Source organism: Bisbaumannia salifodinae (assembly GCF_055388505.1).
In genome coordinates, this window is record NZ_AP043781.1 from 2,875,281 (window position 1) to 2,895,539 (window position 20,259).

A 20,259-nucleotide genomic window follows, 5' to 3' on the forward strand; every position below is an offset into this window, starting at 1 on the left:
GTCACTCCTTGAGTTCACGGGACTGGTAACGATGGAAGAGCGCGATGGGGATCAACAGCAGCGCCAGCATCACCATGGCCAGCGACGAGGCCACCGGCCAGTCGCGGTTGTTGAAGAACTCCTCCCACAGCACCTTGCCGATCATCAGCGTATCGGGGCCACCCAGCAGCTCGGGGATCACGTACTCCCCCACCGCCGGAATGAAGACCAGCATGGAGCCGGCGATGATCCCGCCCTTGGAGAGCGGCAGGGTCACCCTGAGGAAGGTATTGATGCTGCGCGAACCCAGGTCCGAGGCGGCCTCCAGCAGGGAGCCGTCGAGGCGGGTCAGGTTGGCGTAGAGCGGCAGCACCATGAACGGCAGGTAGGCGTAGACGATGCCGAGGATCACCGCGAAGTTGGTGTTCATCATGCGGATCGGCGAGTCGATCAGCCCCAGCCACAGCAGGGTATTGTTGATCAGGCCGTTGTTGCTGAGGATGCCCATCCAGGCATAGACCCGGATCAGGAAGGAGGTCCAGGAGGGCAGCATCACCAGCAGCAGCAGCACCAGCTGCCAGTGGGCCGGGGCCCGGGCCATGGCATAGGCCATGGGGTAGCCGATCAGCAGGCAGGCCAGGGTCGAGACGAAGGCGATCTTCAGCGAGCCCCAGTAGGCCGACACATAGAGGCTGTCGGACATCAGGAAGAGGTAGTTGCCGAAGGTCACCACCAGGCTCAGGGTCTCGGCGCCGAAATCCACCATGGCGCTGTAGGGCGGAATGGCGATGGCCGCCTCGGAGAGGCTGATCTTGAGCACGATGCCGAAGGGCAGCAGGAAGAACAGGGTCAGCCACAGCAGGGGCACGGCGATGACCCAGCCACGACGGGGCTTGAGCCACCGCCGCAGGCGTTGCGAAGTCAGGGCAGACATAAGTCGTCTCCGATCGGGAGCGGGGAATCCAGGGTCGGCGAGTCGAGAGCTAGTCGCGCAGGTTAGTCGCGCAACACCACGGCGCTGCGCTCCTCCCAGTGGATATAGACCGTGTCGCCCCAGCTGGGACGCTCGCTGCGCCGGGTGGTATTGGCCAGGCTCACCTTGACCAGGTGGCCCTGCTCGGTGCGCACGTAGTAGACCGAGAGCCCCCCCAGGTAGGCGATATCCTCCACCGTGCCGGCGGCCCAGTTGAAGTCGCCCGCGGGCCGCTCACGACTCAGCAGGGTCTTCTCCGGGCGCACCGCCACCCAGACGCCACGCTCGTCGGCGGGGGTGCTGATGCCGTGATCGATGCGGATGCGCCGCCCCAGCTCGGGGCTGTCGATGACGCAGTGATCCGCCTCGTCCACCACGATCTCCCCGGCGAACAGATTCACGGTACCGACGAACTCCGCCACCATGCGGTTGGCCGGGCTCTCGTAGACATCCATGGGCGAGCCCACCTGGACGATCCAGCCGTCGGACATGATCGCCACCCGGTCGGCCATGGTCATGGCCTCCTCCTGGTCGTGGGTGACCATGATGCAGGTCACCCCGACCCGCTCGAGGATCTCCACCACCTCCAGTTGCATCTCGGTGCGCAGCTTCTTGTCCAGGGCGCCCATGGGCTCGTCGAGCAGCAACAGGCTGGGGCGCTTGGCCAGGGAGCGAGCCAGGGCCACCCGCTGGCGCTGGCCGCCGGAGAGCTGGTGAGGCTTGCGCTTGGCGAAGCCCTCCATATGCACCAGCTTGAGCATCTCGGCGACCCGCTCGCGAATCTCGGCCTTGGGCAGCTTGTCCTGCTTGAGGCCGAAGGCGATATTCTCGGCCACCGTCATATGCGGGAAGAGCGCATAGGACTGGAACATCATATTGATGGCCCGCTCATAGGGGGGCAGGCGGGAAATGTCCTGCCCCTCCAGCAGGATCTGCCCCTCGCTGGGTTTCTCGAAACCCGCCAGCATGCGCAGCAGCGTCGACTTGCCGGAGCCGGAGCCCCCCAGCAGGGCGAAGATCTCGCCGCGGCGAATGGTCAGGTTGACGTCATCCACCGCCAGCACTTCATCGAAGCGCTTGCTGACGCGGCGGATCTCCATCAGCGTCTCCTTCTGGACACGCGAACTCTTGCCCGATGAGGCCGGGGTCTCTCTCGCCGGACGCGCCTGGGCGGGGGCATCGGCCAGGGTCATGGGTTGGGTCATTGCACTAGTCTCCAGGACATCCGCGAAGGGAAAGCGGCCGCCCCGCTTATGGTGAAGGGGCGGCGCACCGATCAGTTACCGGACTTGACCCGGTTCCAGGTGCGGGTGATGACCCGCTGGGCGGAGAGCGGCTTGGCCTTGGCCACGAACAGCTTCTCCATCACCTCCTCGGTGGGATAGATGGAGGCGTCGTTCAGGATCTCCTCGGGCAGGTGGTCGTTGGCCGCCCGATTGGGGTTGGCGAAGAGCACGTACTCGGTGATGCCTGCGGCGATCTCCGGCTCGAGGATGAAGTTGATAAAGGCGTGGGCGTTCTCCGGGTTGGGGGCATCGGCGGGAATCGCCATCAGGTCGAACCACAGCGCCGCCCCCTCCCTGGGAATGGTATAGGCGATCTCGTGGCCGTTGCCGGCCTCCTCGGCCCGGTCGGCGGCCTGGAAGATATCGCCGGAATAGCCGGCGGCCACGCAGAGGTCGCCATTGGCCAGGTCGGAGATATAGCGGGAGGAGTGGAAGTAGGTGATATGCTCGCGCACCGCGGCGATGGCATCGCCGGCCTGGGCAATATCATCGGCGTCGGTGCTGTGGGGGTCGAGCCCCAGGTAGGCCATCGCCGCCGGCAGCATCTCGTCGCCGGAGTCGAGCATGGAGATGCCGCAGCCCGCCTCGTGCAGGGCCCCGGTCACCTCCGGGTCGAAGAGCAGCGCCCAGGAGTCCAGCGGGGCGTCATCGCCGAGGATCTCCTGGAGGCGGCCCGCGTTGTAGCCGATGCCGTTGGTGCCCCACATATAGGGGATGGAGTAGTGGCTACCGGCGTCCACGCTATCCAACTGGGCGAGCAGGGTCGGATCCAGGTTGACCCTATTGGGCAACTGGTCATGGTCCAGTTCTCGATAGACGCCGGCGGCTATCTGGCGCACCAGATAATGGTTGGAGGGGATCACCACGTCATAGCCGGAGCGCCCGGAGAGCAGCGCCGCCTCCAGCACCTCGTTGCTGTCGAAGACGTCGTAGATCACCTCGATGCCGGTCTCGGCGGTGAAGCGCTCCAGGGTATCCTCGGCGATATAGTCGGACCAGTTGTAGACCCGCACCTCATTGGCCTGGGCGGCCGCGGCGGCCAGGGTCAGGGAGGCCGCGGCGACGGCCAGGGACAGCTTGCGTTGGTAGGACATCTTGGCACCTCTATGTCGTTGTTGTTGGATCAGAAAAGCCGATATCCCAGCTTAGCCGGAGCGTCCCGCGGCGGTCTCAACGGGACGCCCCCGGCGCGGCCGGGCCTTACACGCTAAGCAGCAGGAACTCCCGCTCCCAGGAGCTGATGACCTGCTTGAAGTTTTCGTTCTCCACCCGCTTCACCGCCACATAGCCACGCAGGAACTTGCCGCCCAGGAACTCCTCCAGCTCGGCGCAGTGTTCCATGCGCTCGAGGGCATGCTCCAGGGTGAAGGGCAGGCGCATATTGCGCCGCTCGAAGGCGCGCCCCTGCACCGGAGCGGTGGGATTGATGCCGCGGATCATGCCGATATAGCCGCACAGCAGGCTCGCCGCGATGGCCAGGTAGGCATTGGCATCGGCGCCGGGCAGGCGATTCTCCACCCGTCGGTTGTGCGGCGTGGAGTCCGGCACCCGCAGCCCGCAGGTGCGGTTCTCCTCGCCCCACTCCACGTTCACCGGCGCCGAGGTATCGGGCAGGAAGCGGCGGAAGGAGTTGACGTTGGGGGCCATCAGCGGCAGCGCCTCGGGGATATAGCGCTGCAGGCCGCCGATATGGTGCAGGAAGAGCTCGCTCATGGTGCCGTCGTCGTTGGAGAAGACGCTCTGCCCGGTGGCGGCATCCAGCACGCTCTGATGGATATGCATGGCGCTGCCCGGCTCGTTGGTCACCGGCTTGGCCATGAAGGTGGCCGCCACGTCATGCTTGAGGGCCGCCTCGCGCATGGTGCGCTTGAACAGGAAGACCTGATCCGCCAGCACCAGGGGGTCGCCGTGACGGAAGTTGATCTCCATCTGGGCGGTGCCCTCTTCATGGATCAGGGTGTCGATATCCAGCCCCTGGGCCTCGCACCAGTCGTACATGTCCTCGAACAGCGGATCGAACTCGTTGGCGGCATCGATGGAGAAGGACTGGCGGCCGGTCTCCTGGCGCCCGCTGCGGCCGATGGGCGGCTGCAGCGGCAGGTCCGGATCCTCGCAGCGCTTGGTCAGGTAGAATTCCATCTCCGGCGCCACCACCGGCTTCCAGCCCCGGGCCTCGTAGAGCGCCAGCACCTTCTTGAGCTGGTTACGGCAGGAGAGCTCGATGGGGTTGCCCTGCTTGTCGAAGCAGTCGTGGATCACCTGGGCGGTGGGCTCCAGCGCCCAGGGCACCGGGTAGGCGGCGGACAGGTCCGGCTTGCAGATCATGTCGATATCCGCCGGATCGAGCAGCGAGTAGTAGATATCGTCTTCCACATAATCGCCGGTGACGGTCTGCAGCAGCACGCTCTCGGGCAGGCGCATGCCCTTCTCGGCGACGAACTTGGAGACCGGGGCGATCTTGCCCCGGGCGATGCCGGTGATATCGCTGACCAGGCACTCCACCTCGGTGATCTGGCGTTCCTTGAGCCAACTCTCGAGATCTTTCATAACAGCCTCGTGTCTCGGGTCGGCGGAGAATTCCGCCGCCCTCGGTTTCGTTATAGACGGTCGCGCAGCTTGTAGAAGGCGGTGGCCAGCACCAGCAACGGGGTGCGCAGCCGCTCGCCGCCGGGGAAGCGGCGATGGGGCATGGCGGCGAAGGCGTCGAAGCGGGTGCTCTGGCCATCGATGGCCTCGGCCATCAGCTTGCCGGCGAGCCCGGCCAGCGCCATGCCGTGGCCGGAGTAGCCCTGGGCATAGTAGAGGTTGGTGCCCAGGCGCCCGAAGTCCGGGGCGCGATTGAAGGTGATGGCCACGTCGCCGCCCCAGCGATAGTCGATGGGCACCCCCGCCAGCGCCGGGAAGAGTCGGGCGATCTTGGCATCCATGCGCGCCGCCAGGCCCCTGGGTTCGCGGCCGTCATAACTCACCTGGCCACCGTAGATCAGCCGCCGGTCGCCGCTGAGACGGTAGTAGTCGAGGACGAAGTTGGCATCCGCCAGGGCGTCGTTGCGGGGCAGCACCCGGACGGCCTGTTCCTCGCTGAGGGGGGCGGTGGCGATCATATAGTTGGCGGCGCGCATGATGCGGCCGTCCATGCGGGGGATCAGCCCACCGAGATAGGCATTGCCGGCCACCACCACGAAGTCGGCGGTGACGCTGCCATGGGCGGTGCGCACCCGCGCCGGGGCGCCCTCCTCCACCGCCAGCACGGCGCTATGCTCGTGGAGGCGCACCCCGGCCCGCTGGGCGGCCCGGGCCAGGCCCAGGGTGTAGTTGAGGGGATGCAGATGACCGGCCTCGCTCTCGTAGAGGGCGCCGGGATAGGCGTCGCTGACCACATGCTGGCGCAGGGCATCCCCCTCCAGCCAGCTCAGGGCCCGGTAGTCATAGTCCCGGGCCAGGCGATCGCGGAACTCGCACAGCTCCTTGATATGACGACGCTTCACCGCGGCGTGCAGATAGCCCCAACTGAGATCGCAGGGGATGGCGTGACGCTCCACCAGCTCGGCGGTGAGGCGTACCGCCTCGCGGCTCATCTCCCAGATCTCCCGGGCGGCCGACAGGCCCAGGGCCTTCTCCACGGTGGCGATATCGGTGCCCAGCCCCGGCAGGATCTGGCCGCCGCTGCGCCCGGAGGCACCATAGCCGATCTCGTTGGCCTCCAGCAGCACCACCGAATGGCCGCGTTCGGCCAGGTGCAGGGCCGCCGAGCAACCGGTGATGCCGCCGCCGATCACGCAGATATCGGCACGGGTATCGCTATCCAGGGGGGGGCGAGGGGCGAGATCCACCGCTACGCTGTCGCGATAGTAGGAGCGGGGACCGGCATGGAGTGACGCATCGGTGGTCATGCAGACCTTCCTTACGGAGGATGGCATCGCGGCCATCAGGGTTATTGTTGAAATAGTTAACCACATCGCCGGGATGGGTCGCGGCTTACCCTGCCGCTTTCTTGGCTCCTAGTCTGGCACCAGACCCGGGGAAGATGTCAAGTATTTAACAACGACTTTCTTCCCTGCGGTGTTAACGTTCTGCGAAGCAGCAACAAGAAACAAAGTAATATCAATCAAATAAAGAAAACATTGGCGAGGTAACAGGGATCACCCATCGGCAACGCCACCGTTATGGCGTCAAGTGATTCCGTGCATCCGGGGAAGCGAGACGGGACCGAGACGGCGGCGCCCCGCATGGTGAGTATCCCATACCTGATTAGCCCACTAACCACCCGGAGGGAGGACGCGTCGCGGCCCCAGGAGACGAGGCAGGGCACAGGAATCAGCATAGCCCGGGCCCCTGGCAAGGAGATAGCCAGGGGCACGAGCCAAGGAAAGAATACGACGGCAGAAAGCGGTTAGGGGTTGGAGCCTAATGGCCGGCGCAGTGGGAACAACCGGGATCCCGGGGCACCCGGTAACGGCGCCACTCGCCGCTCAGGCCATCGAAGGTGGAGAGTCCTCGATGGGGGGTGCCGGCGCCGCTGAGCAGCTTGACCGCCTCCAGGGCCTGGAAGCTGCCGATCAGCCCCACCAGGGGCGCCACCACGCCGTTCTCGGCGCAGCGCAGCGCCTCGTCGCTCTCGCCGTGCTCTCCCGGGGGGTAGAGGCAGGCGTAACAGGGGCTCTCGGCGTCCCGGGGGTCGAAGAGCGCCAACTGGCCGGAGAAGCGGATCGCCGCCCCGGAGATCAGCGGCGTGCCCGCCGCCAGGCAGGCGCGGTTGATGGCGTAGCGACTGGAGAAACGGTCGGTGCAATCGAGCACCAGGTCCGCCGCCGCCACCGCCGCCGCCAGCGCCTCGCCGCTCAGGTGCTCGGTGAGCACCTCGATACGGCAGTCGGGGTTGAGGGCCAGCGCCGCCTCCCGGGCGGACTCCGCCTTGTTATGCCCCAGGTCCGCCATGCCGTGGGCGATCTGGCGCTGCAGGTTGGAGAGCTCCACCAGGTCGGCGTCGGCCAGGGTCAGGCGCCCCACCCCGGCGGCGGCGAGATACAGGGCCACCGGCGAGCCCAGGCCGCCGGCGCCGATCACCAGGGCGTGACCGGCCAGCAGCCGCTCCTGACCGGCGATCTCGATGGGCTCCAGCATGATCTGGCGGCTGTAGCGCAGCAGCGCCTGGTCGTTCATCGCCACGGCAGGCTCCTCGTCAGCGGCATCCTCACTTGCCCTCCAGTTGCTCGATATCGGGCACATGCAGGGAGAACTCCTCCTTGACCTCCTCCATCACCACATAGCTCTTCGACTCCTTGACCCCGGGCAGGGTCAGGACGACGTCGCCGAGCAACTGGCGATAGGCGGACATCTCGGGGATACGGCACTTGAGGATATAGTCGAACTGGCCGGAGACCAGGTGGCACTCCTGGATCTGCGGCAGCTTGCTGACCGCCCGGCGAAACTCGTCGAAGACCGCCGGCGACTGGGTCTCCAGGCTGATCTCGACGAACACCAGCAGGTTGGCCTTGAGGGCCTTGGGGTCCAGCACCGCCTTGTAGCCGCGGATGATGCCGGAGCGCTCCAGGCGCTTGACCCGCTCCAGGCAGGGGGTGGTGGAGAGCCCCACCTGGGCGGCCAGGTCCACGTAGGAGATACGGGCGTTGTCCTGCAGGCAGCGCAGGATCTTGAGATCGATACGGTCCAGGGATCGCGTCTTGGCTTTCATTATAGCGAGTGTCCGAGCACAAAAAGATGTCATGCCAGCCAACCGGCGTGGGGCACCTATTCATCTTAGCTGATTGAGTTATACATAGCGCTTTTCACCAGCAAGTCAGCTCCTGTTGGCAAAAAAAGCTGCGGTGTAACCTAGTATTACCATAGGTCTACGCCGGGGCTCCAGTCCGCCAGGGCCCTGTAGCCGAGGGCTCGCTCGCGTCAGGCTATCGCCAGGCGCCCCAGGCTAAGGCGCTCCTGGCCGCCCAGGTCGGTAAGGCTCGCCACCGCGGCATAGCCGGCGCTCTCCAGGGCCCGGCGTACCGCCGCCCCCTGGGCATAGCCGTGCTCCAGCAGCAGCCAGCCGCCGGGCTCGAGGTAGCCGCGGGCCGCGCTCACCAGATGCTGGAGATCGGCCAGGCCATCCTCGTCGGCCACCAGGGCGCTGGCGGGCTCGAAGCGCACATCGCCCTGCCCCAGGTGGGGGTCATCGGCGGCGATATAGGGCGGGTTGGCGACGATCAGCGCGAAGCGCTCGGTGTCGTCCAGGACCGAGAACCAGTCGCTCTCGCGGAAATCGGCATTGGCGATACCGAGCCGCGCGGCGTTATGGCGCGCCAGGGCCACCGCCTCGGGAGCGAGGTCGAGGCCCAGCACCGCCCAGCCGGGGCGCTCGCTGGCGAAGGCCAGGGCGATGGCGCCGGTGCCGGTGCCCAGGTCGAGCAGCCGCCCCCGGGGCGCCTCGGCCCGGGCCAGGGCCGCCTCCACCAGGGTCTCGGTATCGGGGCGCGGAATCAGGGTCGCCGGCGAGGTGGCCAGGCGCAGCCCCCAGAACTCCCGCTCGCCGGTCAGATAGGCCACCGGCCACCCCTGGGCACGGGCCGCCACCAGGGCCTCGAACCGGGCCCGTTCGAAGGTCGGCGCCTCCCGGTCACCCCAGGTATAGAGCCAGGTCCGCTCTACCCCCAGCACATGGCAGAGCAGTACCTCGGCATCCAGACGCGGGCTCGCCGAGCCGCTCTCGGTCAGGCGCCGGGCGGCGCGCGCCAGCAGGGCATCGAGGATCATCACGCCTCCTGCTGCAGGGCCGCCAGTTGCTCCGCCTGATGCTCCTGGAGCAGCGGCTCGATCACCTCATCGAGCTCGCCGGTCATCACCTCCCCCAGCTTGTAGAGGGTCAGGTTGATGCGGTGGTCGGTGACCCGCCCCTGGGGGAAGTTGTAGGTGCGAATGCGCTCGCTGCGATCGCCGCTGCCCACCAGGGAGCGACGGGTATCGGCCTGCTGCTGGCGCTGGCTGTCCTGGGCGCTCTGCTTGAGGCGCGCGGCCAGCAGCGACATGGCCTTGGCCTTGTTCTTGTGCTGGCTGCGCTCCTCCTGGCACTCCACCACGACCCCGGAGGGCAGGTGGGTGATGCGTACCGCCGAGTCGGTGGTGTTGACGTGCTGGCCGCCGGCCCCGCTGGAGCGGTAGGTATCGATACGCAGCTCGGAGGAATTGATCTCCACGTCGCCCACGGCGTCCGCCTCGGGCATCACCGCCACGGTGCAGGCGGAGGTGTGGATACGCCCCTGGGACTCGGTGGCGGGCACCCGCTGCACCCGATGGGCGCCGGACTCGAACTTGAGGCGGGCATAGACGCCGTCGCCCTTGACCCGCGAGATCAGCTCCTTGTAGCCGCCCTGCTCGCCATGGCTGGCGCTGACCACCTCGACCTTCCAGCCGTGCTTCTCGGCATAGCGGGAGTACATGCGGAACAGATCGCCGGCGAACAGCGCCGCCTCGTCGCCGCCGGTGCCGGCGCGCACCTCCAGGAAGACGCTGCGCCCGTCGTCCGGGTCCCTGGGAATCAGCAGCCGCTTGAGCTCGACCTCCAGGGCCTCCAGGCGGCTGCGCCCCTCGGCCTGCTCCAGCTCCGCCAGCTCGCGCATCTCGGCATCGCTATCGGAGAGCAGCGTCTCGGCGGCGGCGATATCCGCCTCGACGCCGACATAGTCTTGCCAGCAGGCCACCAACGGCTCCAGCTCGGCATACTCCCGGGAGTAGTCGCGGAAGCGCGCCTGATCGGCGATCACCTCCGGTTCGGCGAGCAGGGCCGCGAGCTCTTCGAAACGCTCGGTAAAGGAGTCCAGGCGCTGGCGCAGTGTGGCTTTCATGAAGGGTCCTGTGGTTGCTTCAGGGATCCTGAGAGAGTAACAGGGTCTCGGCGGCGGCCAGCAGATCCTGGCGGCCGGCGCCGGAGGCCTCACGCAGCTTGAGCGTGGGACCATGCATCAACTTGTTGGTGAGCTGGCGGGCCAGGCGCTTGACCACCGCCTCGGGGTCCTCGCCCCGGGCCAGTTGGGCCAGGGCCTGGGCCTCGGCGCTCTCGCGCAGCGCCTCGCCATGGCTCCGGTAACGGCGGATCAACTCGCCGGCGCTGCGCACCCGGCGCTCGTGCAGCCAGGCGCCCACGCCATGCTCGATCAGGCTCTCCGCCTCGTCGGCGGCCACCTGACGATGGCGGCGATTCTCCTCGATCACCTCATGCAGGTCATCCACGGTATAGAGGAAGACATCGGCGAGCTCGCCCACCTGGGGCTCGATATCCCGGGGCACGGCGATATCCACCATAAAGACCGGGCGGTGGCGGCGCTGCTTGAGGGCCCGCTCGACCATGCCCTTGCCGAGGATCGGCAGCGGCGCCGCCGTGGAGGAGATCACCATGTCGGCACGGATCAGCGCATCGGGGATCTCGTCGAGGCCGATCGCCTCGCCGTCGAAGGCATCGGCGACCCGGGCCGCCCGCTCCCGGGTACGGTTGGCGACCACCAGCCGCTTGACGCCGGCCTGGCGAAGGTGACGGGCCACCAGCTCGATGGTCTCGCCGGCGCCGATCAACAGGGCCTCGGCCTTGGCGAAGTTATCGAAGATGCGACTCGCCAGGCTCACCGCCGCATAAGCCACCGACACCGGGTTCTCGCCGATGCCGGTCTCGGTGCGCACCTGCTTGGCGACGGCGAAGGTATGCTGGAAGAGCCGCTCCAGCTCACCGCCCAGGCCACGATACTCCCGGGCCAGCTGGTAGGCCTCCTTGAGCTGGCCGAGGATCTGCGGCTCCCCCAGCACCATGGAGTCGAGGCCGGCGGCCACCCGCATCAGGTGCCGCGCCGCCTCGCCATCCAGGTAGTGGTAGGCACAGTGCCCCAGGTCCGACACCGCCAGCCCATGGAAGCGCCCCAGCCAGTCGAGGATCGCCTGCTCGCCACTGGCCTCGGTCACACAGTAGAGTTCGGTGCGATTGCAGGTGGAGAGCACCGCCGCCTCGCGCACCCCGGGCAGGGTACGCAGCTCCGCCAGGGCCTGTTCCAACTGGGCGGGCGTAAAGGCAACCTGCTCGCGCACCTCGACCGCGGCGGTCTTGTGATTGATTCCGAGTGCCAGGAGGGTCATGCGATCTGCGTCTTCGCTCAGGAGTCCGGGAGTCGATCGCGTCGCGAACCGCCAGGGCCGCGTCGCCAAGAGATCATTATCGCCGGAGAACACCGGCGACCAAAGCTGGCGCATTCTACCACAGCCGCCAAAGCGCGGCGCCCCCACTGCGGGGACCAAGATAGCCCTATTGCCACCCCCTCCTCAGCCGTTATGCTGAGGCCAGGTTCCACGGAATGAGCTCACCATGCCCCCACGCCTGTTGCCGCCCCTGTTGCTCAGCGCCCTGCTCGCCGCCTGCCAGGGGACGCCTTTCGCCCCGCCCGGGCCCCCACTGGAGGACCCGCTGGCCTCCGCTCCGCCGGTGGCCCATGGCCTGGACGCCGCGGGTCTGGCCACCCTGCTGACGGCGGAGCTGGCCGGCCAGCGCGGCGACTATCGCCGCGCCACCGAGGGCTACCTGAGCGCCGCCGAGCGCTATGGCGACCCCGCCCTGGTAGAGCGCGCCGCCCTGGCGGCCCGCTTCAGCGAGGACACGGCACTACTGGAAGAAGCGGCACGCCGCTGGCAGGAGCGGGCGCCCGAGGCGGAGGGGCCACAGCGGCTGCTGGCCAGCCTGGCCCTGCAACGGGGCGACTGGGAGGGCGCCCTGGCGGCGCGCCTGGCCCTGAGCGCTCAGGGCGGCCAGGGGGACCTGGCCGGCTTCGCCGAGCTGGCCATCGAGGAGGATGCCTATCTGCCCCCCCTGCGGGAACGGCTACGAGGCTTTCTCGACGAGCTCCCCGCCGGCCACCCGCGACATCATGACGCGGCCCTGGCCACCGCCCTGCTGGAAGCCGCCAGCGGCGAGCGACTGGCCGCCGAGGCCCGCCTGGCGCGCCTCGCCGAGGCGCGTCCCGATGACCCGGCCCTGTGGCTGATTCGCGCCCAGCTGGCCCTGGAGGCCCATGATGGCACCGCGGCACGCCGCGCGGCACGCCGCGGCCTCAGCCTGGCCCCGGACGATAGCCGCTTCACCCTGGCACTGGCCCAGGCGGAGCTGCAACTGGGCAATGTGGCGGCCGCCGAGGCCCAGACCGAGACCCTGCTGGCCTATCATGACGAGCATCAGGAGCTGCGCCTGGCCCTGGCCCGCCTCTATCTGGAGCATGACGCCCCGGCCCCGGCCCGGCGCCTGCTGCTGCCGTTGATCGACGCCGACGACACCCCTCCGGTGACCTACCTGCTGCTGGGCGGCATCGCCGCCGCCGATGGCGAAGTGGACAACGCCCTGCTCTATTATCGCCAGGTGCCCCCGGGTGACGCCTTCCTGGCGGCCCGCCTCCAGGCGGTGCGGCTGCTCGACGAGGCGGGCCGCTTCGATGAGGCCCGCGCGCTACTGGCCGAGGAGCGCCGGCGCCACCCGGGCCAGTCCAGCCAGCTCACCAGCCTGGAAGTGGAGCTGCTCGACGAGCGCGGCCAGAGCAGTGAGGCGGATGCCCTGCTGGAGCGGATCCTGGCGGGGACGCCCGGGGACGCCGAGCTGCGCTACCTGCGCGCCATGCGCGCCTACCAGGCCGGCGACGTCGCCACCCTGGAGGCCGACCTGCGCGAGGTATTGCGCCGCGACCCGGACAATGCCCTGGCCCTGAATGCCCTGGGCTACACCTATGCCGACGAGAATCGCCGCCTCGACGAGGCCCTCGAGCTGATCGAGCGGGCCCATGCCCTGGAGCCCGACAACCCGGCCGTCCTCGACAGCCTGGGCTGGGTCCATTATCGCCTGGGCGACCCCGACACCGCCCTGCCCTATCTGGAGCGCGCCTATGCGGGGATGCCGGACCAGGAGGTCGCCGCCCACCTGATCGAGGTGCTCTGGGCCCTGGGCCGCCACGACGAGGCCCGCGCCCGCCTCGCCGAGGCCCTGGAACGCTTCGCGACGCGCCCACTGATCGACGACCTGCTGCGACGCCAGCCCTCACTACTTGATCGGGACACCCCATGAGTCGACTGTTCGCCCCCCTGCTGGTGCTGGCCCTGCTGGCCGGCTGTGCCACTCCCCCCCCCGTCGAGGCGCCCGGCGAGCGCGGCCCCTGGGCCGACCAGGCCGCGGCCCTCGAGGCCCTCGAGACCTGGGAGCTGATCGCCCGGGTCGGCCTGCGCACCCCGGACGAGGCCACCAGCGCCAACCTCGACTGGCGCCAGACCCCCTTCCACTATCGCCTGCTGCTCAGCGGTCCCTTCGGCAGCGGCCGCAGCACCCTGGAGGGTCGCGAGGGGCGAGTCTCCCTGACCACCCCCGAGGGACGCTTCGAGGCCGAGAGTCCCGAGGCCCTGCTCCAGGAGCAGCTGGGCTGGAGCCTGCCGGTCTCGGCCCTGGATCATTGGGTGCGCGGCCTGCCCGCCGCAGGCCGCCATGAACTGGAGCGCGATGCCCAGGGCTACCCTCGGCGCCTGCGCCAGGCCGGCTGGGAGATCGACTACCGCGACTGGACCTGGGCCCAGGGGCTCTGGCTGCCGCGCCGCCTGGTGATGACCTATGACAGCCTCCGGGTCACCCTGGTGGTCAACGAATGGCACCCGGAGGTGGCCCGGTGACTCCCGTCCTGCGCCTGCCGGCCCCGGCCAAGCTCAACCGCCTGCTGCATATCACCGGGCGCCGCGCCGACGGCTACCATGAGCTGCAGACCCTGTTCCAGTTCCTCGACCACGGCGACACCCTGACCCTCTCGCCCCGCAACGACGGCGAGCTGCGCCTGACCCCGACCCTGCCCGGGGTCGCCGCCGAGGACAACCTGATCCTGCGCGCCGCGCGGATGCTTCGGGACGAGACCGGCTGTCGACGGGGGGCCGATATCCACCTGGAGAAGCGCCTACCGATGGGCGGCGGCCTGGGGGGCGGCAGCTCGGATGCCGCCACCACCCTGCTGGGCCTCGACCGCCTGTGGGGCCTGGGCCTGCCCCGGGAGCGGCTCGCCGAGCTGGGCCTGCGACTGGGCGCCGATGTGCCAGTCTTCGTCCACGGCCACGCCGCCTGGGCGGAGGGCATCGGCGAACGCCTCACCCCGGTGGAACTCGACACGCCCTGGTTCGTGGTCATTCACCCCGGCGTCTCGGTGGCCACCCCGGCGGTCTTCCAGGCCCCTCGATTGACACGCCACACCCCCCCCATTACCATGGCGCGCGCCCTGCAGGAGGGGCCGGGGCACTGGCGCAACGACTGCGAGACCACGGTTCGCGAGCTCTATCCGCCGGTCGCCGAGGCGCTGGATTGGCTGGGCCGACTCGCCCCCACCCGGCTCACCGGCACCGGGGCCTGCCTCTTCGCCTGGTTGACGAACGAGGCGGATGCGGATAGCATTCTGCGCCGACTTGGCCGCCACGACTGGCAGGGCTTCAAGGCGCGGGGATGCAATCGATCGCCTCTCCATACGGTGTTGGAAGAACGAGCGACACCGACGCCCTGACCCGGGTCGGCGGTGGGCCGATCGGCAAGATTGCTGGGGTATAGCCAAGCGGTAAGGCAGCGGTTTTTGGTATCGCCATGCGCAGGTTCGAATCCTGCTACCCCAGCCACTTCTTCCCGCCCGACTGCTCGATAAGCTCCTCATCCCTGACGAGATCCCCCAGACTCCCAAAGGTGCCGCGCGTGTCTAAATTGATGGTTTTCACCGGGAACGCCAATCCCGAACTCGCCCGTAAGATTGCCGAGGGCCTGGACAACCGGCTCGGTCATGCCACGGTCGGCCAGTTCAGCGATGGCGAAATCGCGGTCGAGATCAATGAGAACGTGCGCGGCAAGGACGTCTTTATCCTGCAGTCCACCTGCGCCCCCACCAACGACAACCTGATGGAGCTGATCCTGATGGTGGACGCGCTGCGCCGCGCCTCCGCCCACCGGATCACCGCCGTGGTGCCCTACTTCGGCTACGCCCGTCAGGATCGCCGGGTGCGCTCCGCCCGGGTCCCAATCTCCGCCAAGGTGGTCGCCGACATGATGGTCAAGGCCGGCGTCGACCGGGTGATGACCATGGACCTGCACGCGGATCAGATTCAGGGCTTCTTCGACGTGCCGGTGGACAACGTCTACGGCTCGCCGATCCTGCTCGACGACATCGAGCGCCAGAATTACGATGACCTGGTGGTGGTCTCCCCCGACGTGGGCGGCGTGGTCCGCGCCCGGGCCATCGCCAAGCAGCTCAATGCCGATCTCGCCATCATCGACAAGCGTCGCCCCCAGGCCAACCAGGCCCAGGTGATGCACATCATCGGCGAGATCGAAGGCCGCACCTGCGTGGTGGTGGACGACATGATCGATACCGCCGGCACCCTGTGCAAGGCCGGCGAGGCCCTCAAGGATCACGGCGCCCGCCGCGTGGTGGCCTACGCCACTCACCCGATCCTCTCCGGCCCCGCCGTCGACAACATCACCGGTTCGGTGCTCGACGAGGTGGTGGTCAGCGACACCATCCCCCTCTCCGAGACCGCCCGTCGCAGCGGCAAGATTCGCCAACTGAGCGTGGCCGGGCTGATCGCCGAGGCGATCCGCCGGGTCAGCAACGAAGAATCCGTTAGCGCCATGTTCCACTGAGAACGCGGCGCCGGTAGCCCGCCCGGCTCCGCCGGGCCCTTGGAAAGCGTTATCGCCTGGTCGCGGGGATAACGCTTTCTCGATCCAACCCATGAGGTTTTCCAAATGTCTGAATTCACTTTGACTGCCAGCGTTCGTAACGACCTGGGGAAAGGTGCGAGCCGCCGCCTGCGTCGTGCGAACCTCGAGGTGCCCGCCATCATCTACGGTGGTGAAGCGGCGCCCCAGGCGATCTCCGTCGAGAAGTCCGCCTTCTACAAGGCCATCGAGGACGAGGCCTTCTTCGCCTCCGTGATCACCCTCGACGTGGCCGGCCAGAAGGAGACCGTGGTGGTGCGTGACCTGCAGCGTCACCCCTTCAAGCCGCTGGTCACCCACGCCGACTTCCTGCGCGTCGACGCCACCCATGCCATCACCATCAAGGTGCCGCTGCACGTGATCGGCGAAGAGCAGAGCAAGGCCATCAAGGAACAGGGCGGCGAGCTGCACGTCCTGGCCAACGAAGTGGAAGTGAGCTGCCTGCCCAAGGACCTGCCCGACTTCCTGGAAATCGACGTCACCGAGACCGAGATCGGCCAGATCCTGCACCTCTCCGACCTCCAGCTGCCGGCCGGCGTGACCCTGGTCGAACTGAGCCACGGCGCCGACCACGACCAGGCCCTGGTCAGCCTGACCAAGCCCAAGGTGCGTGGCGGTGACGAGGCCGAAGGTGAAGAAGGCGGCGAAGAGAGCGCCGAGTAAGTCGCTCGCCGGGAGGTGGCTCTCACCTTCCTCGCCTGTTCGATCAAGCGCCCCGCGGGGCGCTTGATTGTTTTGTGGAGATGCGATCATGCCCCAGATCAAGGCGATCATCGGACTCGGCAACCCCGGCCCCGACTACGAGGCGACCCGGCATAACGCCGGCGCCTGGCTGGTCCAGGCCCTGGCCCGCCGCGCCCATACCGAGCTGCGCCCGGAGAAGAAGTTCCTGGGCCATTACGCCAAGGTGCGCCTGGACGGCCACGAGGTTCACCTGCTCGAGCCCACCACCTTTATGAACCGCAGCGGCGGCGCCGTGGCGGCGCTATGCAATTTCTACAAGCTTGCCCCGAACGAGCTGCTGGTGGCCCATGACGAGCTGGATATCGCCCCCGGCACCGCCCGCTACAAGAGCGGCGGCGGCCACGGCGGCCATAACGGCCTGCGCGATATCATTAGCGCCCTGGGCAACGACAAGGCCTTTTACCGGCTGCGCATCGGCATCGGTCACCCGGGCAACGCCAAGCAGGTGGTCAACTATGTGCTGGGACGCCCCGGCAAGGCCGAGCTGGCGGCCATCGAGGCCGCCCTGGACGAGATCCAGGCCACCCTCCCCGACGCCCTGGCCGGCAACTGGGCCCGGGCCATGAATCGGCTGCATGGCTTTACCGCGCAAAGCGCCTAGCTGCAAGCTGCAAGCTGCAAGCTGCCAGGCAGGACGATCCCCCTGCGCCGCGGGCGACAAGGGGTTTCCTTGTAGCTTGCCCCTTGTGGCTTGCCCCTTATCCCTTGTCGCTTATGGCTGCCACCCGCCCCATCTCGTACAATGGCGCCAACTTTCCCCGCCCCTCGGCACAGCATTCTCAGGAACAGACTATGGGTTTTAACTGCGGTATCGTCGGCCTGCCCAATGTGGGCAAGTCCACCCTCTTCAATGCGCTGACCAAGTCCGGCATCGACGCCGAGAACTTCCCGTTCTGCACCATCGAGCCCAATGTCGGTATCGTGCCGATGCCCGATCCGCGCCTCGACAAGCTGGCCGAGATCGTCAAACCCCAGAAGGTGCTGCCCACCACCATGGAGTTCGTGGATATCGCCGGCCTGGTCGCAGGCGCCTCCAAGGGCGAGGGCCTGGGCAACCAGTTCCTGGCCAATATCCGCGAGACCCAGGCCATCGCCCATGTGGTGCGTTGCTTCGATAACGACAACGTGATCCACGTCGCCAACCAGGTAGATCCCGCCAGCGATATCGAGACCATCAACCTGGAGCTGGCCCTGGCCGACCTGGATACCGTGGAGCGGGCTATCCAGCGCCTGGTGCGGGTCGCCAAGGGCGGCGACAAGGAGGCCATCGCCACCAAGGCGATTCTCGAGCGTATCCAGCCCCACCTGGCCGAGGGCCAGCCGCTGAGAAGCGCAGGCCTCGACGAGGACGAGAAGAAGGCGCTCAAGAGCTTCGGCTTCCTGACGCTGAAACCCACCATGTATATCGCCAACGTCAACGAGGACGGCTTCGAGGCCAACCCCTACCTGGACGTGGTCCAGGCCATCGCCGCCGAGGAAGGCGCCGTGGTGGTGCCGGTATGCAACCAGATCGAGGCGGAGATCGCCGAGCTGGACGACGAGGAGCGGGCCATGTTCCTCGACGAGATGGGCATGGAGGAGCCGGGCCTGGACCGGGTGATCCGCGCCGGCTACGAGCTGCTCGGCCTGCAGACCTACTTCACCGCCGGGGTCAAGGAAGTGCGCGCCTGGACCGTCAAGGTGGGTGCCACCGCCCCCGAGGCCGCTGGGGTGATCCACACCGACTTCCAGAAGGGCTTTATCCGCGCCGAGGTGATCGGCTATGACGACTACGTCGGCCTGGGTGGCGAGCAGGGTGCCAAGGATGCCGGCAAGTGGCGCCTGGAGGGCAAGGAATATATCGTCAAGGACGGCGATGTGATCCACTTCCGCTTTAACGTGTAAGGTAAAAAAGTGTTGACGTATCAGGCCCTTGTTGGGTAGGATACGCGCCGTTGGCTACGTAGCTCAGCTGGTTAGAGCACATCACTCATAATGATGGGGTCCCCTGTTCGAATCAGGGCGTAGCCACCACAGACACGAAAAAACACCCGCCTGGTTCGCCAGGCGGGTGTTTTCGTTTGGGCGTCAATCGACGTCATACCCAGGCCGGGGCCCCCCCCGGCCAAGGCTTATACCAGCTCGGGGCGGTTGATAAAGCCGCTCAGCACCCGGATCAGCTGATCGGCGTCGCGCACGCCGCAGGTCTCGCGGATCGAGTGCATGCCCCACTGGGGCACCCCCACGTCCAGGGTCGGCACGCCGAGTTCGGTGGCGGTGATCGGGCCGATGGTGCTGCCGCAGCCCATATCGGCGCGGGTCACGAAGGTCTGCACCGGCACTCCCGCCGCCTGGCAGAGATCGCGGAACATGGCCGCGGTGGCGCTGTTGGTGGCATAGCGCTGGTTGGCATTGACCTTGATCACCGGCCCGCCATTGATGGCCGGACCATGGCCGGCGTCGTGCTTGTCGGCGAAGTTGGGGTGCAACGCATGGGCATTGTCGCAGGAGATCATCCTGGAGGCCTGGATCAGGCGAATAAAGCCCTCATCGCCTCCCTGCCCCAGTTGCGCATTGACTCGCCGCAGCACATCTTCCAGGAAGGGCCCCTGGGCGCCACAGGCGCTGGCGCTGCCCACCTCTTCGTGATCATTGGCCACCAGCACGGCGCCCTGCTCACCGTCGGAGGCCAGCAGCGCCTCCAGGCCGATAAAGCAGGAGAGCAGGTTATCCAGGCGGGCGCTGGCGACCAGCTCGCCTTCCACGCCGACCCGGGCCGGCGGCTGGGTATCGTAGAGGGCCAGCTCGAAGTCGAGCAGGGTCACCCCCTCCAGGCCATGCTGCTCATAGAGCCAGCGCTTGATCAGCGCCTCGAAGTCCGCCGCCTCGCCGCCCTGCAGCAGCACCGGCGCCATCTCGGTCTGGGGATTGATGCTGCGGCCATTGTTGGCCTCGCGATCCAGGTGGATGGCCAGGCTGGGCACCATGGCCACCGGGCGTGGCACGTTGAGCAGTACCCCCTGGATGCGCCCGTCGTCACGGCGCAGGTGTACCCGTCCGGCCAGGCCCAGGTCGCGGTCGAACCAGGGCGCCAGCAGCGCCCCGCCATAGACCTCGACGCCGAGTTGCAGCCAGCCGTGAGCGACCTTGGCAGCATTGGGCTTGAGTCGCAGGCCGGGGCTGTCGGTATGCGCACCGATCATGCGCAGGTCGTGTAGCGGCCCCCGGGGCAGCTGCAGGGCGATGATCGAGGAGTCGTTGCGGGTCACATAGACCTTCTCTCCCGGGCTCAGTTGCCAGCCGGCCGTCTCATCCAGGCGACGGTAGCCGGCCTGCTCCAGGCGCTGTGCCATATTGGCGACCGCATGCCAGGGAGTCGGGGAACGCTGCAGGAAGTTCAGCAGGCGCTCGAGGGTGGGAAGGTGGGGCATGGGGATCCTCGCAGAAGGGTCTGTGTCTGGCGACAAGGGCTGCTACAATGCCGTTTCGGCCGATGCAACCCTACGGCCGCATGCGTGTCTTCTAAGGATGGGAAGTGTACATGAATTCGGGAGTGC

General features: G+C 67.6%; 18 protein-coding genes and 2 tRNA genes. 9 read left to right on the forward strand and 11 right to left on the reverse strand.

All coding sequences use genetic code 11. The features are described 5' to 3' along the window. Position 1 precedes the first annotated feature (1 nt). The 10 genes from ACZ5EF_RS13525 to hemA form a co-directional block, all read right to left on the reverse strand. Complete coding sequence (locus ACZ5EF_RS13525; RefSeq protein WP_346063388.1) at positions 2 to 913, reverse strand: ABC transporter permease subunit; 912 nt, start codon at positions 911 to 913, stop codon at positions 2 to 4. Between the two features lie 62 nt (positions 914 to 975). Then, a complete protein-coding gene (locus tag ACZ5EF_RS13530; protein WP_428832124.1) occupies positions 976 to 2,052 on the reverse strand; it encodes an ABC transporter ATP-binding protein in 1,077 nt (358 codons plus the stop codon). 176 nt (positions 2,053 to 2,228) lie between these two features. Continuing rightward, on the reverse strand, positions 2,229 to 3,332 hold the full coding sequence (locus tag ACZ5EF_RS13535; protein ID WP_346063386.1) for a polyamine ABC transporter substrate-binding protein: 1,104 nt from the start codon (positions 3,330 to 3,332) through the stop codon (positions 2,229 to 2,231). A 106-nt stretch (positions 3,333 to 3,438) separates the two neighbouring features. Then, positions 3,439 to 4,785 (reverse strand): glutamine synthetase family protein, encoded by a 1,347-nt coding sequence (locus ACZ5EF_RS13540; RefSeq protein WP_346063385.1) that lies wholly within the window; start codon positions 4,783 to 4,785, stop codon positions 3,439 to 3,441. Between the two features lie 50 nt (positions 4,786 to 4,835). Then, the gene (locus ACZ5EF_RS13545; protein WP_346063384.1) at positions 4,836 to 6,131 is read right to left on the reverse strand and encodes an NAD(P)/FAD-dependent oxidoreductase; all 1,296 of its coding nucleotides are present in this window, start codon (positions 6,129 to 6,131) and stop codon (positions 4,836 to 4,838) included. Positions 6,132 to 6,645: 514 nt separating this feature from the next. Further along, a complete protein-coding gene (locus ACZ5EF_RS13550) occupies positions 6,646 to 7,401 on the reverse strand; it encodes a HesA/MoeB/ThiF family protein (protein ID WP_346063543.1) in 756 nt (251 codons plus the stop codon). A 31-nt stretch (positions 7,402 to 7,432) separates the two neighbouring features. Beyond that, positions 7,433 to 7,933: an Lrp/AsnC ligand binding domain-containing protein gene (locus ACZ5EF_RS13555; RefSeq protein WP_346063383.1), complete on the reverse strand. Its 501-nt coding sequence runs from the start codon at positions 7,931 to 7,933 to the stop codon at positions 7,433 to 7,435. 209 nt (positions 7,934 to 8,142) lie between these two features. Then, positions 8,143 to 8,988: a peptide chain release factor N(5)-glutamine methyltransferase gene (gene prmC / locus ACZ5EF_RS13560; protein ID WP_346063382.1), complete on the reverse strand. Its 846-nt coding sequence runs from the start codon at positions 8,986 to 8,988 to the stop codon at positions 8,143 to 8,145. Continuing rightward, a complete protein-coding gene (gene prfA / locus ACZ5EF_RS13565) occupies positions 8,988 to 10,076 on the reverse strand; it encodes a peptide chain release factor 1 (RefSeq protein WP_346063381.1) in 1,089 nt (362 codons plus the stop codon). Before prfA ends, prmC begins: the two co-directional genes overlap by 1 nt. 19 nt (positions 10,077 to 10,095) lie before the next feature. After that, positions 10,096 to 11,352, reverse strand: coding sequence for a glutamyl-tRNA reductase (gene hemA, locus ACZ5EF_RS13570; protein WP_346063380.1), 1,257 nt, complete (start codon positions 11,350 to 11,352; stop codon positions 10,096 to 10,098). A gap of 226 nt (positions 11,353 to 11,578) precedes the next feature. Between hemA and ACZ5EF_RS13575 the strand changes: the two genes are divergently transcribed. The 9 genes from ACZ5EF_RS13575 (at position 11,579) to ACZ5EF_RS13615 (ending at position 18,736) form a co-directional block, all read left to right on the forward strand. Continuing rightward, positions 11,579 to 13,315 (forward strand): tetratricopeptide repeat protein, encoded by a 1,737-nt coding sequence (locus tag ACZ5EF_RS13575; protein ID WP_346063379.1) that lies wholly within the window; start codon positions 11,579 to 11,581, stop codon positions 13,313 to 13,315. Continuing rightward, on the forward strand, positions 13,312 to 13,908 hold the full coding sequence (lolB, locus tag ACZ5EF_RS13580) for a lipoprotein insertase outer membrane protein LolB (protein WP_346063378.1): 597 nt from the start codon (positions 13,312 to 13,314) through the stop codon (positions 13,906 to 13,908). Before ACZ5EF_RS13575 ends, lolB begins: the two co-directional genes overlap by 4 nt. Then, positions 13,884 to 14,777, forward strand: a complete 894-nt coding sequence (gene ispE, locus ACZ5EF_RS13585; protein ID WP_379730046.1) for a 4-(cytidine 5'-diphospho)-2-C-methyl-D-erythritol kinase — start codon at positions 13,884 to 13,886, stop codon at positions 14,775 to 14,777. The genes lolB and ispE overlap by 25 nt, the downstream gene beginning before the upstream one ends. Before the next feature lie 34 nt (positions 14,778 to 14,811). Beyond that, positions 14,812 to 14,886: transfer RNA gene (locus ACZ5EF_RS13590), tRNA-Gln, on the forward strand. A 73-nt stretch (positions 14,887 to 14,959) separates the two neighbouring features. Next, complete coding sequence (locus ACZ5EF_RS13595) at positions 14,960 to 15,901, forward strand: ribose-phosphate pyrophosphokinase (RefSeq protein ID WP_346063376.1); 942 nt, start codon at positions 14,960 to 14,962, stop codon at positions 15,899 to 15,901. Between the two features lie 105 nt (positions 15,902 to 16,006). Further along, positions 16,007 to 16,642, forward strand: coding sequence for a 50S ribosomal protein L25/general stress protein Ctc (locus ACZ5EF_RS13600; RefSeq protein ID WP_346063375.1), 636 nt, complete (start codon positions 16,007 to 16,009; stop codon positions 16,640 to 16,642). A gap of 88 nt (positions 16,643 to 16,730) precedes the next feature. Continuing rightward, positions 16,731 to 17,324 (forward strand): aminoacyl-tRNA hydrolase, encoded by a 594-nt coding sequence (pth, locus tag ACZ5EF_RS13605; RefSeq protein WP_346063374.1) that lies wholly within the window; start codon positions 16,731 to 16,733, stop codon positions 17,322 to 17,324. 191 nt (positions 17,325 to 17,515) lie between these two features. Next, positions 17,516 to 18,607 carry a redox-regulated ATPase YchF gene (gene ychF, locus ACZ5EF_RS13610; RefSeq protein ID WP_346063373.1) on the forward strand — a complete coding sequence of 364 codons (1,092 nt, stop codon included), beginning with the start codon at positions 17,516 to 17,518 and terminating at the stop codon, positions 18,605 to 18,607. 52 nt (positions 18,608 to 18,659) lie between these two features. Further along, a tRNA-Met gene (locus ACZ5EF_RS13615) sits at positions 18,660 to 18,736 on the forward strand. Positions 18,737 to 18,834: 98 nt separating this feature from the next. Here the strand turns inward: ACZ5EF_RS13615 and ACZ5EF_RS13620 are convergent. Further along, complete coding sequence (locus tag ACZ5EF_RS13620) at positions 18,835 to 20,133, reverse strand: M18 family aminopeptidase (RefSeq protein ID WP_346063372.1); 1,299 nt, start codon at positions 20,131 to 20,133, stop codon at positions 18,835 to 18,837. Positions 20,134 to 20,259 lie beyond the last annotated feature (126 nt).